Raw genomic sequence first — 16,726 nt, forward strand, 5'->3', positions numbered from 1 at the left:
TACTTCAATCTATAATTGAAGTATTTTTTTTAACATTTTCTCAAGATATGCTGTTCCATTACCCACCATAAATAAAACATTCTTCTCAGAAAATTCATCTTCAGAAAGTGAGTTATTCAAAATATCCTTCATTGGCGTAATAGATAGAATAAAACTATTTAATGTTAAGTCAGTATGTTCAAGCTTAGCCTCAATATTTTTGATCTCTTTATAGAACTCAATTTTAGCATCGTCATGATTCATGTTTCTGATGCCTTTAGGATCAACTAAAGTTAAATATTGCTGTCCTGTTTGTTTGTTCACTAGCCACAATAAAAAGTCAGGGTAAAAATTACCAGCCAAAGCAAAACCCAGTCCACGATACTTATTATCAGCATTACGCAACAAATAGAGTTCATGATCTTTCAAGAGTTCATTGGCATCTGGTGTATTGATAAAAGCCTGTAAATCTACAATAAACTTTACCTCACTACTTTGAGTATGACTCGCATAATCAAATAACATTGGCGACCATGTAAACGGAAGACTTTCATCCTTTTTATCCAACAATGGATAAAACAGATGACGATCAAATGTAATTGCTCTAAAGCTTCCGTCTTCTTTCCAAGGTACCAGTTTTTCAACATCACCTTTACTCACCAATTTTTTCAAAGTTTCTAATCGGTCAAATACTTCTTGAGCTTCATTATTTTTACCTTCTTTCGCTGTGAGCGTATATTGCTCACAAATTTGCACAGGTAAATCTTTATCATCTAAGCTAAATTCAGTAACTTCATAAAACTGCCCTTCATAAGCATTCTTAATCGCATGATAGAACTTATCCATATAGGATTGTAAAAGCTCCGTTAAAATCGCTTGCTGTTTTTTAATTCCACCTACATCACTAGACAACTCTGACCCATCGACCAAAAGCTTATACCAGTCTTCCATAGACGATTTGATATTTCTTAGACAAAATTCTTGTAAATCATCAACATTCAACTGTAGATTGCTATATCCACGCTGGAACTTATATTGCTGAAGTTGCAAGTAAATTTCATCAAAATCAAACATACACATGATTTTTGGTGAAATCTCATGTTCTTGACGCTTATCTTTAACATCTGTTTGACGCTTTGACTTATCTGTATGAAAGGCTTGCAAGCGAGGATACAAATCCAAAACAACAAAAGGTTTTTTAATTTTACCTTCGTATTGTTTTGGAATTTTAAACATCGAAAGTTTGGACTGAGCTTTAAAACCATTGGCTTGATTATCTTTATAGCCATCTTTCAGGGTCAGTGTTTTTAAGCGAGGTGCGTTAATTTTATTAGTTGGAAAATCCAAGGTAACTAAATCTTGATTTAGGATAATTCCTTCATCATTTAAGTAGTCACGGAATTTTTCCATATAGTCAGCACGTAAACCAAAAATATTAATGGTTTGCATCAAATCTAAATGCTGTCCTTTAAACTCGGCTTTACTGTAAATCTCTCTTGGCGTTCTTTTTAAAGAAAAATTCTCACCTTTTAAACGCACACCACGTCCAAAGAGCTGAATAATCTGTGCACCTTCACCAGTCCCCATGTTCAATAAGCCCATGGTCGAGACACGCCAGCTACTCCATCCCTCAGTAAATTTACGAGAACCAATCAGAAGATGTGTTTCACTATCATCATTATTTAATGTAGGAAATAATGACTCCGCAAAATCATCAGTACGTGCATTTAGATAATGTGTCTGACTTGATTCCTCACAATTGTCATATAAGCCTTTTTCATCACCGACATTAATTACAGCAAAAGGTGTATTTTCACCAACTTGTAAGCGCAACTCGCCTTTATTAGCAGTAATACGAACTACATTCAAACGTTGATTGGTTGTCGCATTGAAAAAGCATTTTAAAATATCTTGATAGAGTTCAGTTGCATTTTGACCGTATAAAGGTGCAAAACGATTGGCAAAAATATTGTTTCCTTTAGGATCAACCAAACGAGATGTATTAGTAATTAAGTCATGCAGCCAACCGATCACCTTAGGCTTACGTGATGAATCCAAGAAGTCTGCCAAAAATTTGACGATGGTTAAAATATCAGAGTCATCATCATTAACTTTGTTACCGACAAAAACCCACAGTGGTTTTTCAATATTAAACTTGGCAAGTTTTATCTGATTCTTTTTAAAAAGATACTGTTGTTGATAAAATGAAAGTAAGCAAGCTGTAAGATAAAGATTACGCTCATCATCTTCATGATATTCTTTCATGTTCAGAATATTGACTTCTTTACCATAGCCATCTGCATAGAAGTATTTATACGAATAATCAAACAAAATACTTTTAGCATAGACTTCTCTAAGCGCTTCACGACGGTATTTTTGCTGATCTAAATCATCCAACTGAATATTTTTTTGCTGTTCTTCTGTCAGCTTACCTATGGCAGTCGAACCATACAGCATTTTGGCTTTTTGTTTTTTTGCATCTTCAAAGCGTTTATAAACATTGTCTGCTTTACTCACTGCCTGCCCAAAGGTAGCCGAATATTCGAAACTAAAGCCATCTTTAGTGAGAATATCACGACGCTCCATCCAAGCACCTGCGCTACTACTTGTACCACGGTGCCCTTCATCGATCAAAACAAGGTTCTTACCTTCCAAGCTCATCGTCGCAACAGTTTTATCACCATCAGTATCACTAAGCTTATTCATATCGATGATTTGAATTTCATCTCGATACAAGCTATTACGACTCTTTTGCTTATCAAATAAAGTTGCTTGAAAACCAGAGTCTGTCAGCTCTTGTAAATGCTGTTCACTCAAACCTTCATTCGGTGTAAGCAAAATGATTTGGTCTGGGTAAGTGCTATCGCCATTTTGATGTTGGAAATAGTCTAAATACTGCAAAATATTGACATGCATAAGTAGTGTTTTACCACTACCCGTCGCATTCCAGTAACCAATTTTATTTAGGTCTTCAGGCAAATACTGCTGAAATTGATCTGCATCAATTTTCTGATCATCATTATATTGTTCAAGTTCAATATTCAGCTCATTGAGCATTTCAGCTTGATAATTAAAATATTGATCTAAATACAACTCTGTAAAAAGCAACGAAAGATATTGGAAATATTTGAGATTTAAAACATGCCCTTCAATTTCATTACGTTTTTCAGTGATTTTTTGCCAATGCTTAACAATATTTAAGTCATAGCGACGTAAAACATTATTATCAATTTCATTTTTTTGATAATAATCCTCAGTTAGTTTAATAAAAAATTTAGTTTGACCAGCATTATCACCTTCATGCTCGATTCCCTCAAATTGAGGATAATCAAGCTGCTGTTTCATGCCTTCCAAACGGTTTGAATTAAACTTCGACCATAACCATTTATTTAAAATCAATTGCTCGTGGAAATTGACTTTAACTACTTTAGTTTTTGCTTTAGGAGCCTTTGCCACAATTCATTACTCCTCAAACATATTCTTTAGGAAGGTTTGTTCTATTGAACGAACTTTAAGTTGCTTTTCCTCGCCCTCTTTAGTGGTGTACTTACTCGCCACATTATGATCACCATTGATATAAATCAGTTGGTACTCACCATCGTTTGGATTAATTTTAAGTTTTGCCAGTAATTGATCAAGGTCTGCATAACCAATTTTGTCACAGTCACGCCATAACACAGTCGTGTACTCACCTGTACGCAGTTTGCCTGTAATTTGCACATAGCCTTTGTCTAACTGGTAATCTGCTTCTTGAACATTCATTCCAATGAGATAGTTAAAGGTTTCAACCAAATCAATAGTTTTACGTTCAAAAGCACCAGCACTATCCGTAGTAATATTCATTTGATAGCTAAATGGCTTTAGGAAGTCTTTCACATTAAGCAAAGAGTCTTTACTTTCTAACTCAAGCATATAGTGCATGAGATAGTCACTATAGGCATTTTGATCTTCAGTTTTGGCTGAGGCTTGTTGCTCTGCTAAAAGCTCTTGCTGTGTGCCTTTACGTACTAATTCCAAGTTATTTAAAGTATCTTCATAACTTTCAAGTTTCACAACTTTTAAGCAGTGGCTAATACCAGTCTCAGGATTGGTTGGTTTACCGTCTTTCCAGTCTGCTGAATACACGACTTTTTGAATACGTGGTTTAATGACAGTATCAAAATATTCCCCTTGTTCTACAAGGATATATTTACGAGTCCGATTTTCTAAGTCTTGACGATTATTATTAATTACAGCATGAGCAGATGTACCAGAACCACCGAAATAATCTATCATTGTATAGTTGGACTTCCCGAATGACTGCATCCAAAAAGTCAACTCTAAAGTTTTAACTGATTTTGGATAATCAAACTTACCAGATAAACCTAGCTGATCGAGCACATTTGTACCTTGAGTACCAGCATTGAACTCTGTTCCAGTCCAATTACTAAATAAGACTTCTCTCTTATCTTCATGAAAAATTTTTTGCTTTACTGATCCTCTTTCTGTCAAAAAAATTTCATTATTTTCTACTCTTGCTTTACCTGTCAGGTAAGATGATCTCCAAACTCGCTCCTCTCCTTGAGAATTAATTGGATAAATTCTTCTATAACCCTCAACAGTATTATTTAACGGGTAACTCGCTCCCAACTCTGGAGGAGGCTCAGTACCAACTATTTTATTTTCTGAATTTACAAGTAAAGCATAAAAGCTTTTCCAACGACCAAGACGGAAATTATTCTCACCTGTACCACTTCGCATAAAGCTACGATCTTCCTCCGCATCATCTTTAGGTTTTCCTAATAAAGCAGGTGCAGTAGAGGGGGATGCGTGAATAAAGTACTCGTGAGTTCTAGATAAGCGCCCTCCCGATCCCTGTGGATGATGATTAATAACTATTGGAGATATTTCACTGTAAGGGAATAATTCACTGGTTAAAGAAAGTGCATTTTTAACTTCATAATCATCAATAGCCATCCCAAAAGAGAATAAATTAGGATTAATTAATGACAATGATGATTGAATAGATTGATTCAACAAAGTTAGCCAACTTGAATGCTCAAAATTATTTTTATATAAAATTTTCGAATGAACGGTGTTATATGGAGGATCAATATAAATAAAGTTTAACTGTTGTTTATATTTATTATAAATTAAATTAAGAGCTTGAAAATTATCACTATTAACGATCAAACCATCAGTTTGGGCGTCTAAATCATCAATTCGTTTTAAAAGTTCTGCTTTAAATTCAGGATTAAACAATGAAGTATCCACCATCAAAGCTTGGTGTAGTTTTAAATATTCAACCGTTCCCCAACCTACATCTGTACCTTTAAAACCTAAATCTTCCCACTGTTGCCACTGTTCTGTATTGTCTGTAATTTCTGCATACAACGACTCATCCACTCGATCTAAAGTAATACAGTACTCAGCACTCACCACAAACTTTTTCTTTAACCAGAGTTTCTTCTGGAAGTCTTCAAGCGAAGCTAAGAAACTAATGATTTCTAAACCAATTTGACGCAAACATTTGATAATACTGAGTTGGCGTTCAATTTGAATAAATTGATCCGTACTCACGACATCATCCAAATGCATCACTTCATTTTTAATATAAAAATCAAGCTCATGACGTAGGAATTTACCTAAGTCTTTATGAATAAAATAATCTGCTGTGTTCTTCTGCGTATAAGTACTTAAATGCTTTTGCAACACTGTGCGTTTTGGTTCTTTTTCGGTTGGTGCAAGCTGTACTAAATCATTTAGCCAGTCAACAGCTAAAACTTCTGCACTCACAATTTTGTTAAATGATTCAGTATTTAATGTTTCTTGTTTCGAACCTTTAGGCAAAGTTACATATTCAAAAAGAATGGTCAGTTCATTATTTTGAATGGAGAATGGAACAATCGTTTCCTCAAACTCTTCACCTTCTTTATCTATGCGAATAAAGGTTTTTGGATCTGTCACAATAATAAAGCGACGGTCTTTGTCATTATCTTTACGGTTTTCACGAGCTGTATCTGCACTCACCAAGCGAAATAAAACTGAACGCTCATCATTCAATTTAAAACGATAGTTGCTAAACATCTCACCAGACTTGGTGTAGTACTGGTCTTTGTTCGCCCAATGCAACATGACTTCCTCACCTGAGTAAGGAATAGCGTAGGTATCACCTTTATAGCGACGTTGGCTAATAAAATCACCATCATCATAATAACGACTAAAGAATGTGAGCAAATGGCTATATATTTGAGACTGATCTGTCATTTCATGTACATCAGCTTGTGTTAAAGCAATATATTTTTGACCCAATGAACTTTCAATTGCTTCAGCATCAATAAGTTGTCCTTGCTCATTAAACGCACGTTTACCAAATTCTGCTTTCAGCTCAGCTTCTAATTCTTTTAAAACATTTTCATCAAGGCTCGACTTTGCTTCACCAAGATATTGTTCTACTTTAGTTTTTAAACGCTTATCCAAGAATTCTGAAATTTCTGCACTACGTGCATTTAAAATACGATAAACTCCAAAATCCAAATCAGGACGATTGATTTGAAAAATCTCTTTGAGTTTAGAAACAAGTGCAGAAAACTGAGTACTCATAAATATTTCCTATTTTTCAAAACCTTATGATCAATAGGTTCTGGTGAAGCGAGTTAAATTTGCAAAAGCAAAATTGGCTAGTATTTTATAGTATTTTTAGATGTTCAACCACAGTTTTAAAGTTGCCAAATCATTGATAAAAATAAAAATAAATGTTATATATTAATAATTTACACCAAATAAACAATCATATGGCTAATTTTTTTCCGAGTTTAGAAATTATTGATCAACTCACAGTCAAACCAACTGAAGGAGAATCATTTCTTTTAAATAAACTGGCACAAGAATTAGATGACACATTTGATGTTTATTTCAATCCTTATCTTGATGGAGATCGTCCTGACTTCTTAATTTTAAAAAAAGGACATGGTGCAATTATTATTGAAGTCAAAGACTGGGATATGTCAAATTATTTTATTGATAAAAATAATCATTGGCGCACAAATCACAATCCAAAAATAAGAACTAGCGCACCAATGCAACAAGCATTCAAATATAAGTCGCATTTATTTGAACTCCATATACCCTCATTAGGTTTTTCAAATATATTAAATTCTAACTTTTATAAAACAATTCAATGCTTTGTATATTTACATACTACGACAAAAGATAGATTATCTGCACTCTATGACCATCCTATAAATGAAGTAAAACAACTTATAAATTCAGCAAATGGGCAAAGATACAATTCAAAAAAATACCAACTAGAACGGGACAGATTTAATACGTTTGCTCAAGACGATATCTCTAGTTTAATTAAAAAAATAAATAACCTTAAAAAAAATCCAATATTTCAAGATCATATTTACGATGATTTTACGAAAATTTTAATTCCACCCAAGCATTTTGAAGAACAAGGTCATTACTACACATTTGATAAATATCAAAATAAATTACTTGATAGTGTTCCAAATACAAAAATGAAAATTCGAGGTGTTGCTGGTAGCGGAAAAACAACATTACTAGCCGAAAAAGCTGCTCGTGCATTTAAGCGACACAATAGTACTGTGCTAGTGTTGACATATAACTTAGCTCTTCGAAACCTAATACGTGATAAAATTAAAAAATCATTTCGCTTTAATAATTTAGAGTTTGACAATAAATCAATTGAAATAAGCAACTATCATTATTTTTTTAAATCCCAACTCAATAATTTAGGTATTCCATTTCCAACATCAGGTGATCAAGATGAGGATCTAGAAGACTTTGAAAATAATGAAATTCTTGACTTAGACTTTCAAGAAAAATCAAATGCTGAAATTATTGGTCTTTCAAGTAAAGACTTATTTGAAATTGAAAAAAATGCCCGAGATGAAAAACTAGTTTTAGAAATTTTTTTTGAAAGAGTATTTAAAACAGATCTTTTTAAAGAAGCTAATGAAAAGCCAATAAAGTACCAAACTATTTTTATTGATGAAGTTCAAGATTTTGAAGTAGAGTGGTTAGAAATCATAATTTCCAACTTCTTAGCAGAAGATGGGGAGATGGTTTTATTTGGTGATCAAAATCAAAATATTTATAATAGATTAATTAACAAGCAGGATTATCCTGTTACACATGGATTTGGTCATTGGAAAAATTTAAAAATTTCACATAGACAAGATGATAAAGCTTTTGCTGATCTATGTAATGCATATAAAGATACGTTTCTAAAGGAATATCCAGACCAATTAGAGCATGACATTATTGAAAACCTAGCTTTTTCATTTTCAGATAAAAAGTATTTACAAATCCCTCAGGCAAATAGTATTCAAGCAATCTATGACTTTATTTTTAAGACATTAAAAATGTTAAGTGTTAGTCCAAATGATATTACTATCCTCTCTTCAAAAATTGACTTTTTGAGAAATCTACAAAATAATTTTAAATTTCAAAGAACAGATAGTACTTTTGAGACACCTTTTGAATATGAAATGATTCAAAAAAAATTTGATGGCAAAGTTGAAAAATTTCTAAAAAAGAAAACTCAATTAGAAGAAAAACTACAGTCATGTCATCCATCTGATATTAACCATATTCACTCTGAAATCCAAAAATTAACGAGCTATATGAAAAATGCAGCAAAACAGAAATTAAAAGCACTAGATGAGTTTCGCAAACTCAAAAAAAGACATTTTAATGCCAATTCAGGTTTAATGAAAATTGCAACAACTCATAGTTTTAAAGGTTTTGAAGCTGATACCACTTTTCTGATCATTCAACCTAATGATAGTTCTGAAATTGTTTATGCTGGACTGACAAGAGCAGCAAATAACTTATATATTATTGATTTAGATACGAGCAATGTATATAAAAATTTCTTTGAGAAACAACTTTCTTAAATCTCATAGAGCGAATAGAAATTGATGAATTTCTATTCGCTCTTAGTTGAATTAAAAATTTAATTCTGTTTATTTCGTTCCAACTCTAATAAATCTGCATATTTGGGACGGTCTTTAAAGAAATCAAAAATTGTTGTTTCTTCAATACCTGCTTCTTTCTGCTTTTTATTAATCTCAACTAGTTCAGCTTTAATTTTATAAAAATCCTTAACTCTTTCTTCCTCAGCATAATTTTTAGCATTTTCAGCCATCTTTGCTGTTTTTTCTTCAAGTTTAGAAGACAATTCATTACACTTAGTCGCAAAGTTATGTAACTTATCCAAAATACCCATTTTCACCACCCACCACTCTCAATAATCTAATTGTATTTTAAACAACTTTCCATTGAACTATAAACAAGTTTTCAGCTTTACTTGAACGATGCAGCCTTTGTTCAAGAGCATCAATCATTGCATCACGTTTATCTGCAATTTCATCTTCAACATCAAAAATCTGCTGTCTCATTCGTCGTTTTTCTTTCTCAGCCTTTTGTATGTCTTCCTGTAATCGTTTTTCAGTTTCAATATCAGGTGCTTTTCGAGACTCTCTTTTAAGGCTAGATATTTTTAGCTTCACATCCTCAAGCATTTTTTCTACCGCAAGTAAACTATCATCAGCCCACTGATCCAACTTATCCCGTTCTTTTTTGAAAAATTCATCATTAAGTTCCAATGCATGATTTAAAACAACTTGATATTGTTTATCGACATTAGCCTGAAAAGCATCAGGAATTTGATCTGCCGTATTACACAAGACCGTAGCATTTACTTGTAGTAAACGCTCACAGAGGTCAACATCCAAAACCTTACCTGCATCGGTCATTGCTGTGATTACAATATGCTCTTCTTCTTGAAAAGAATCTAAACTTAATACCGTTATAGACAACCATCCTTTCTGACCTTTTAACTGATCCAATAAAGTTACCTTTTGACCATATTGACTATAATCAAACTGAATCAATTGTTTAGGTGTTTGTAATCCTTTGGCATTATCTAAAACAAATTCACCAAGGGAATGAGTCAAACGATAAATGAATGTATTTTCAGGGATTCTCTCACCTTTGCGTATAAGTTGATACTTTCCAGAAGGCGCATTCAAAATTGGAGATTTAGTTAAATCAAAACTTAGATTGTGATCATTAAATTTAGCAAATTTTTCAAGAATATATTTTGTAGATTGCCAAAATAAACGACTAATCTTATCCAACTGAAGCTCAGCTCGTTCTTTTTGGATCTTTAACAAATCATGAATATCAGCGTCAAAATGCTCAAGTAATAATTCTTGAGTACGCTGCATTTTTTGATTAATTTGCTCTTCAAGCTCATCCCTTAACTGCTTAAAGCTTCGCTCAATTTCTTCTGAACTACGGCACTGATCATAAATCTCAGAAATCCGTTTTTCAAAATTAATTCCACTTTCGACTGTACCCAAAATATCATTTGAAGCACCAAATACACCATCAAATAGTTGAAATTTGTCTTTCAACAATTCCAATACACGTTGATCTGCTTCATTCCTTTCATTTAAGAAGTTTACAACTACAACATCAAACTCTTGTCCATATCGATGGCATCGTCCAATCCGTTGTTCTACACGTTGTGGATTCCAAGGTAAGTCATAGTTAATGACTAAAGAACAAAATTGTAAATTTACACCTTCAGCTGCTGCTTCTGTCGCAATTAATATTTCTGCATCATTTTTAAAAAAATCAATAAGCGCTGTTCGTCTATCAATCGCTGGAGAACCTGTAACCTGATGACTCCCCATATATTTACCTAACCATTTTTGGTAAATACCTGTATTCACAGGGGATGAATTGCTTCCATTAAATCCGATTACTTTCCCACTGTAGCCACGAGCCTCAAGGAAAGTGATAAGGTATTCTTGTGTCCGCTTAGACTCAGTAAAAATAACAGCTTTGCGCTTGGCTCCCATTTCAAACATACGAGCAAAACCTTGCTCAATAGCTGAAAGCAATGCAAATGTTTTACTATCGTCTTTAATCTTATAAGCTTGTTGTATATAACGCTCAATTTCTTCAATTTCAGATTTAATTAAACTGGTATCAATTTGTTCATGATTAGCACCATCCTCAATATCGTCATCTAGTAACTCTTCATCCATATCCTCATCAACAATAAAGTTACTCAGCCAATCTTCATCCAAAGTCTGCCGTTCCAACAATTTCTGAAGACGTGTTTGAATTGCCTCTAAAGTTGCAATAACAGCGGGAGTAGATGATGCCAAAAGCTTTCTTAAAATAATGGATATTAAATGCTTTTGTTGTTGCGGAAATGCGTAACTGACTTCACGCTGTAAGTACGCACTAATCGAATTATATAAATTTTGTTCATCATCAGTAGGTGTAAATGGAACAGTTAAAGCATGCCGGTTAGTATAAGGTACATATTCCAAAACATCTTTACGCAATGTTCTTTGCATAAATTGCTGAATTCTTTTTTTAAGTGATTGAATATCTCCATCGATCACATATCGAGTACGAAATGCTTTTTCGTCGCCAAATAAATGCTCATCAATAATTGTGCTAAGCCCATACAGTTCCATCAATGTATTTTGTAATGGTGTAGCTGTTAATAATAACTTTTTCTTACCCCCCAAAGAACGTTTTAAACTATTTCCGATTTTATTACTTAAACGATGTGCATTTCTTAATTTATGTGCTTCATCAATCACCACTAAATCCCATGGAGTTTGTGCTAAAGCATATTCCATTCGATTTGCGAAAGGATAAGAGATTATTGAAATCTTTCCATTTTTAAACGGGTCATAGACACCATCTTTACGTACCATATTCCAGGTCTTCAAATCCAAAACTTGGGTAGGTAAATTAAATTTATCTTGTAATTCTTGTGCCCATTGCTTACGCAGAGAAGCAGGGCAAATAATCAATAAATTACGACGCCTTTCTGCCCAATATTGACAAAGTACTAAGGCGGCTTCAATCGTTTTTCCCAAGCCAACTTCATCAGCAAGAACAACACCTTTACTTAATGGATTATTCAAAGCAAAAAGGGCAGCTTCAATTTGATGAGGGTTTACATCGACTTGAGCATCAAATAATGACTGTGATAAGCGATCTACATCTGCAGGTGAACGCTTTTTAGTTATTTCCCATGCAAAATATTTTATTTGGTGGTTAGTATATAGCATTATTATAAAATCAATTTTCAACGTAACTTGAATATAGCAACCTATTCTCGTTATGAAAAGAATAAAAAAGGAAGCTTTCGCCCCCATAATTATTGATTTTATACCTTACCTTCCATCCACAAATGTACTTCCCAAGCTACCCAACCAATACGTGACTCACTTAAGCATACTAGTTTAGGAAATTATTGATCATAGTTCTTTGAATCAACATTGCTCACTTCATAGATTCCTTCATCCTATCCCAACAAAACCCCCTTTCAACCCACACATTTGACTAAAAGTGCCTGCACTATTATCCTTCCCTTGCTGGCCTACATTACCAGTCGGTTTTGACAGACCGCTTACAAAAGCCGCACAACAACATGATTCTAGTTTTGTGCGTTCTCTTAAGTCACACCTCTATGGTGAGGCTAGGAGGGGCACGCTTGCGTGCGCTGGTTTCCTTTTGTACCAGTCTGTCAACCCGTCTAGTCTTGCCACCATTATTTGACAGTAAGTTGGTAAGGCTCTTTCTAAATCAAAAGGAGTCAACCATGACTATTTCTTTATTTTCAAAATTTCACTTTATTCCTATTTTATCTTATCAATCTAAGCTGAATTGTATTTCTACCTTACTTCGGCAAAGAGGACTTTTGCACGTCTGATTTTAATCATTGGTGTATAGATCTCGCTGGAACTTACAGTCATTGGCTTTTTTGTTGATGTTGCTGTTTTAGCTATTGGTTAAACTGTCTGGATGGAATAAACCAATACCGCAGTAAATCATTTCTACGCCCTTTGAAATCAGACATCGATGTTTAATTCATCCAATTAAAAATATATCTAACAACAAGAATCAGGATTCTATTTTTATGAATAGCCAAATCAAAATATTCTTACAATACAGTGCCGTTGTTGCCTGTTTTTCAATAACCTCACTTTGTCATGCGGATATGAATCAAGTGATAGCACTGATCAATACCCCATCCTCTGCTCCCGTGATCAGACGTTGTGAAAGCAATATCAATTGCAATGCGTTTGTTGCGATAAGCAAGCAATGGCAACTCATCCCTAAAAATGATCGATTACGTTATTTTATTTATAGCGGTGATCTAAACGCCCTTATTCGAGAAGGTAAAGAATTAAAGGAACAGAAGTTAATTGATATTGATAACTTCGCTTATTAGGTCTTTGATTATCGTGCCGAAAATTTTAATGATCGATGGTTGTATATCAAAGGTTTAGCTGTCCTTAAGTATGTTCAACGTACTCAGTTTAACCAGCTGTGATTGATAAATCTGTCTATGTTCCATGCTCAAATTACAAGGAAATCTAGTCATGAAAAAATTAATCATCATGCTCACGGTTGTATCAACTTTAACAGCATGTTTTCAGATACCTGAGTCGTCTTCGCCTGATCTTACAAACGAAGCAGCTCACGCTCAATCTCAAGTTGGCTCTTATCAAGAAATGCAAGAGAAAGAAGCTGAGGCTGCTGCAATTGCTCATGATCGCTATGATCCTGACAGTATTTATAAGGGGGCTGAGAATGTTGTTATTCCACCGCCTCAACTCAAGCGTAAATTGTTATCAAGTGAAGCACTAGAGATTAAGTTTCGCCCTATCGACACTTCTCCAAACTTTAACGTCATCAGACAAACTGTTTATGATGTTACGCGTTTAAAAGTCATCTCTGAAATTGAAGATGTACTTGATAAAGTCGAAGTAGATAATCCGAACTGTAAGCTCATTGGTGTAGAACCGTTGACCGTCAAATTTCCTAAAGTGACCTATTATGGAGATGTGTTTAATCTTGTTTTAAAAGGCTGCTCTGCTCAGGAAATCAAGGAGGTTTATCTTTATACCACACATGGAAAATTAACTTACCACGCCATTGTTGAAGAATAATTTCTTTAAAATAATGACAGGTAAATAAACCCTTTTCTCTGTTTCAGCTCAATGCCTTACATTGAATCAGCGCAAATATTCATCATTAAGCTGAGTTGGAACAGAGCTTTATATTTCAAAGAAAAGTACGTTTAGAACTCAACTCATATTCCCATTGATCTTATCAATCACTATGCTAAGAACCTGTAGCCCCATCAAAATATCTTACTAAAGTCAAAGAGCAAACCTTAATATTTTTATACAAGATGAAATTTATTAATTTCATAGAACCTTTTATACTATTTTAGTAATTCAAATATATTTAACGAATTACTAATATAATCTAAATTTATTTATTTCTTGATAAAAAATTGTAAGTTTCATCAACAACATTGAATAAGTGAGTCATTTCTTCATATTCTTTTTCAGTATAAAAATCTTGGTTTAAAAACTCTTTTATATTCCGTCTAAATATACTCAAAGCTCCATATGGATAAAGTATATTTTCAAGATGATTATTAATATTTTTAATTTTTTCAAATTTTTCCTTTACCAGAAAAATTTCTTTATGAATGGATCTTTCAAAATTTTCTAAATACTTATTCTTATCTTGAAGCTTATCAATTTCTGTAATTAATAACTCTGTTTGACTTGTAATTTCATTAGCTTTCGAGTGTGATTTATAAGAACAGTAAAGTAATATTGAAATACCAGTAATATCAATTAGTGTCATTGCTCCTGCCGCCATTCCACCACCACCAGCAGCAATAGCTCCACCACCAAACCAAGCAAGTGTAGCATTATACGCAGCTGCCCCACTTAAAGTAGATATTGCCGTACCTGTTGAAGCAGCTCCAAAAAGCGACACAAGTGTCCAACTACCTAAAGCAGCTAAACCACCTATTGCAGACCCTTGAAGTAGTACCATTCCTGTATTAATTTCAGTTTCTGTGATTATTTTTAAATCTCCAATATTTTTTTTCATATTTCCATTTTTTTTATTATCTTCATAATTTAAAATTATATTACTTTGTTTAATTACTAATTTTTGGCTTCTATCCAACTCTTGAATAGTAAGATAAGTATACTCACCCAATTCATTAAGCTTATCATTAATAAGGGCCTGCAAATCAATCAACTTATTAAAATGTATTGCATATGAATGATATTGAATTTCATAGTTATATTTTGCAGTTTTAGCACGACCATGACCAAAACCAGTTATTAAATCTAAAGCAAATGTCCCTACTCCATAGTTATCATTACTATCTACTTGGAAATTAATTTTTTGTGGTAACTCTATTTTCGTTTTTTTAGGTAATTTTGTTGTTAAGAAGCTGTGTGAACGATTTGACGATATGACCAAAATTGCAATAAGCCCTACAAACAAAAAAATACCAATTATCATAATAGTAAAACTATTTTCCATAGAAATCATTTTAAATCCCCTTAATTTAAATAATTATTGATCCAACATAATATATCTCAAATAAGATAAGAAAAAGAAGATAGTCATATAACTCAAAATCAAATTATTCCAATCACTTACCCTGCTCAAAAAGGCTTACGAATGATTACTTATCTAAGATGATGAAATCAAGAATGCTAGAACTAAAGACGGAATAGATCCTCAAATCATTACATCGATTGTCTTTGAAGAAAAACTCTTCATTTCACTTCAATCTATATCGTTGTTTAGGGCTTTTCGGCTTATCTGGAATGGTACGTTCAATAAGGTTTGCGTCTAACGCAGGATTGAGATAATTCCTTTGGAATGTTGCACGATGAGATAAATTTAATAACTGCATCAAATCAGCCAAGCTATATTCTTTTTCCTGCATAACTGAAATTAAACGCTGAACTTGGTCGCTTACTTGTACGTCAACTTGAGCGCTAACATGATCGCTATCTTGAGCGGTGTTATTTGAGTCCAATATCGCATCCAAAATCATCTGCAAAATAAACTCTATAAATGCTGCAGAATCAGTACGGTCTGTGCTTGCTTGTAAAGCCTCATAGTAGGCCTTTTGATTTTGATAAATCAGACTCTCAACAGGAATATTTGCAAAAATAGTATTCCATCGGCTAAGTATCAATGTTTGCCAAAGTCTCCCCATACGTCCATTCCCATCAGCAAATGGATGTATAAACTCAAACTCATAATGAAATACCGAACTCTGAATGAGTGGGTGTTCTTGGCTATCTTTAAGCCATTCCAGTAAATCAGCCATTAAACGAGGAACCTGATTCGCTGGCGGAGCCATATGCACCACTTGATCACCAGCCATGACACCTACATTGGCGTGACGGTATTGTCCAACGTCATCAATCAAGCCTGCCATTAAAATTTGGTGTGCTTGTAATAAATCTACTTCTTGGCTGGGTTGCCATTTTTGAAATGCGTCATAAGCTTTTATGGCATTACGTACTTCTTGAACTTCTTTAGGCGGTGCAATTACAGCTTTACCATTCAAAATCGCAGTAATCTGTTCTGTGCTGAGGGTATTTCCTTCAATTGCAAGCGAACCTTGAATTGTTCGGATACGATTGGCTTTTCTCAGTTTTAAGTTGTGTTGGACTTCCTCTAAAGCACTCAAGCGCCCTATATTCTCACTGATCTGCGCAATCAGATGAATGATTTTTGATGTGATGGTATAAGGCGGTTGATATTTCATGCCATTCCTAAACAGAAGTAAATACAAAGCACAGTTGATTAAACGCTAAAAGTTTTGTCTTTTATAGGCTATTGAATGCTTTCAGAAATGGCA

The 16,726-nt window shown here is 33.7% G+C and carries 8 protein-coding genes and 1 pseudogene; 3 read left to right on the top strand and 6 right to left on the bottom strand.

What is annotated here, in order from left to right:
* Positions 1-9 precede the first annotated feature (9 nt).
* Together L3V46_RS20595 and L3V46_RS20600 are read right to left on the bottom strand one after the other, a co-directional pair.
* On the bottom strand, positions 10-3,435 hold the full coding sequence (locus L3V46_RS20595; protein WP_239046636.1) for a DEAD/DEAH box helicase family protein: 3,426 nt from the start codon (positions 3,433-3,435) through the stop codon (positions 10-12).
* Positions 3,436-3,441: 6 nt separating this feature from the next.
* Positions 3,442-6,561, bottom strand: a complete 3,120-nt coding sequence (locus L3V46_RS20600) for a DNA methyltransferase (RefSeq protein WP_239046637.1) — start codon at positions 6,559-6,561, stop codon at positions 3,442-3,444.
* Between the two features lie 191 nt (positions 6,562-6,752).
* On the opposite strand from L3V46_RS20600, the gene L3V46_RS20605 reads away from it, so the two are divergent.
* On the top strand, positions 6,753-8,882 hold the full coding sequence (locus L3V46_RS20605; protein WP_239046638.1) for a nuclease-related domain-containing DEAD/DEAH box helicase: 2,130 nt from the start codon (positions 6,753-6,755) through the stop codon (positions 8,880-8,882).
* A gap of 59 nt (positions 8,883-8,941) precedes the next feature.
* Here L3V46_RS20605 and L3V46_RS20610 read toward each other — a convergent pair whose 3' ends face one another.
* Positions 8,942-9,214 carry a hypothetical protein gene (locus tag L3V46_RS20610; RefSeq protein ID WP_239046639.1) on the bottom strand — a complete coding sequence of 91 codons (273 nt, stop codon included), beginning with the start codon at positions 9,212-9,214 and terminating at the stop codon, positions 8,942-8,944.
* A 37-nt stretch (positions 9,215-9,251) separates the two neighbouring features.
* Positions 9,252-12,092, bottom strand: coding sequence for an SNF2-related protein (locus tag L3V46_RS20615; protein ID WP_239046640.1), 2,841 nt, complete (start codon positions 12,090-12,092; stop codon positions 9,252-9,254).
* An 851-nt stretch (positions 12,093-12,943) separates the two neighbouring features.
* On the opposite strand from L3V46_RS20615, the pseudogene L3V46_RS20620 reads away from it, so the two are divergent.
* Both L3V46_RS20620 and L3V46_RS20625 read left to right on the top strand, forming a co-directional pair.
* A pseudogene (locus L3V46_RS20620) lies at positions 12,944-13,360 on the top strand (hypothetical protein).
* Positions 13,361-13,409: 49 nt separating this feature from the next.
* A complete protein-coding gene (locus L3V46_RS20625; protein ID WP_239046641.1) occupies positions 13,410-13,979 on the top strand; it encodes a hypothetical protein in 570 nt (189 codons plus the stop codon).
* A gap of 328 nt (positions 13,980-14,307) precedes the next feature.
* On the opposite strand, the gene L3V46_RS20630 is transcribed toward L3V46_RS20625, so the two are convergent.
* Positions 14,308-15,396: a hypothetical protein gene (locus L3V46_RS20630; RefSeq protein WP_239046642.1), complete on the bottom strand. Its 1,089-nt coding sequence runs from the start codon at positions 15,394-15,396 to the stop codon at positions 14,308-14,310.
* 235 nt (positions 15,397-15,631) lie between these two features.
* Positions 15,632-16,633 (bottom strand): Fic family protein, encoded by a 1,002-nt coding sequence (locus tag L3V46_RS20635; RefSeq protein WP_239046643.1) that lies wholly within the window; start codon positions 16,631-16,633, stop codon positions 15,632-15,634.
* Positions 16,634-16,726: the final 93 nt, after the last annotated feature.

Source organism: Acinetobacter sp. AG3 (assembly GCF_022343575.1).
GTDB lineage: Bacteria > Pseudomonadota > Gammaproteobacteria > Pseudomonadales > Moraxellaceae > Acinetobacter > Acinetobacter guillouiae.

Excerpts from the sequence above, each read along its gene's own strand:
- L3V46_RS20605 (WP_239046638.1), top strand. The coding sequence starts at position 6,753 with ATGGCTAATTTTTTTCCGAGTTTAGAAATTATTGATCAACTCACAGTC.
- L3V46_RS20610 (WP_239046639.1), bottom strand. The coding sequence starts at position 9,214 with ATGGGTATTTTGGATAAGTTACATAACTTTGCGACTAAGTGTAATGAA.
- L3V46_RS20615 (WP_239046640.1), bottom strand. The coding sequence starts at position 12,092 with ATGCTATATACTAACCACCAAATAAAATATTTTGCATGGGAAATAACT.
- L3V46_RS20635 (WP_239046643.1), bottom strand. The coding sequence starts at position 16,633 with ATGAAATATCAACCGCCTTATACCATCACATCAAAAATCATTCATCTG.
- L3V46_RS20630 (WP_239046642.1), bottom strand. The coding sequence starts at position 15,396 with ATGATTTCTATGGAAAATAGTTTTACTATTATGATAATTGGTATTTTT.
- L3V46_RS20600 (WP_239046637.1), bottom strand. The coding sequence starts at position 6,561 with ATGAGTACTCAGTTTTCTGCACTTGTTTCTAAACTCAAAGAGATTTTT.
- L3V46_RS20625 (WP_239046641.1), top strand. The coding sequence starts at position 13,410 with ATGAAAAAATTAATCATCATGCTCACGGTTGTATCAACTTTAACAGCA.